Source organism: Arthrobacter sp. JCM 19049 (genome assembly GCF_001310435.1).
The window spans coordinates 1-1145 of sequence record NZ_BAXF01000610.1; the positions used below are offsets into that span (position 1 = coordinate 1).

Here is a 1145-nt window from a genome sequence, read left to right on the forward strand (position 1 = left end):
GCGTCAGGGTGCCGGCGCGTTAGCGGCTGAGCTTGCCGGTGAGCCCGGCGATCGGGCGCAGGAAGATCGGGCGGGCCAGCAGCCAGCCGGCGACGACCACGACCACCGAGCCGATGAAGACCCACAGGCCCAGCCAGCCGGTGTCATCACGTGCCGCGTACATGTGGTTCAGGTTGCGCAGCGCCCCGGTGGAGAAGACCAGCACCACGTGAACGATGATGAACATGACGAAGAACAGCATGGTGGGCAGGTGGATCGCCCGGGCCAGCTCGATCGGGTACGCCTTGTTGATCCTGGCCTGCTTCGGCCACGCGTTGGACATCCGCAGCCCGGTGATGATGGCCAGCGGGGCGGCGACGAACACCACCAGGAAGTAGGTGATCATCTGCAGGGCGTTGTAGTTCGTCCAGCTGTTCTCCAGGGGCCAGTCGAAGGAGGCGTACTGCAGGGCGGAGGACAGGGCGTTGGGGAACACGTCCCAGTGGGTCGGCACGATGCGCATCCATTGGCCGGTGACGAACAGCAGGATGTAGAACACCAGCCGTTGAGCACCCACAGCGTCCAGGCTCAGGTGGAACCACAGTTCCAGGCTGATCTTCTTCGGCGTGCCCTTCGTCTTGACCAGCCCCTTGTTGTTCCGCGTCCAGAAGGTGCGCGGCGCCCGGTGCTGCGCACCTGCCAGCCGGACCGGATGATCAGCACGATCAGGAACATGTTCAGGAAGTGCTGCCAGCCCATCCAGGCCGGGAAGCCGACCGGCGCGTTCTGCGGCAGCGTGGAATGCCCCGGGTAGCGGGTTAGGAAATCCTGCACCGGTTCCAGGGTGCGCAGCCAGCGCGCCAGCAGCACCACGAGGGCGGCGACGATCAATGCCGCTGCCACCGTGAGAACCGGGCGCAGCCACGGGGGTGGTGTGGCCTTCCCGGTGCGTGACGGTTTCTTGCCGATCGTAGACATATGTGTTTTTCCTTCGACACGAAGTGGTGATTGCACTTATCGTAGCGTTCCTACCGAGGTGAAGTCAGGTATCGGTGTTCAGGTCGGCCCCGGTTTCCGTAGCTCAGCTGCAGCTGCAGGGCCTCGCTGGCGACCAGCGCGGCCAGATACCGCTGCGCGGTGGCGCGGGCGATTCCCACGGCCTCGGC

1 pseudogene is annotated in these 1145 nt (G+C 65.2%); it reads right to left on the reverse strand.

The annotated features are described in order from the left end of the window. Positions 1-19: 19 nt before the first annotated feature. A pseudogene (locus JCM19049_RS14930) lies at positions 20-957 on the reverse strand (cytochrome b/b6 domain-containing protein). Positions 958-1145: the final 188 nt, after the last annotated feature.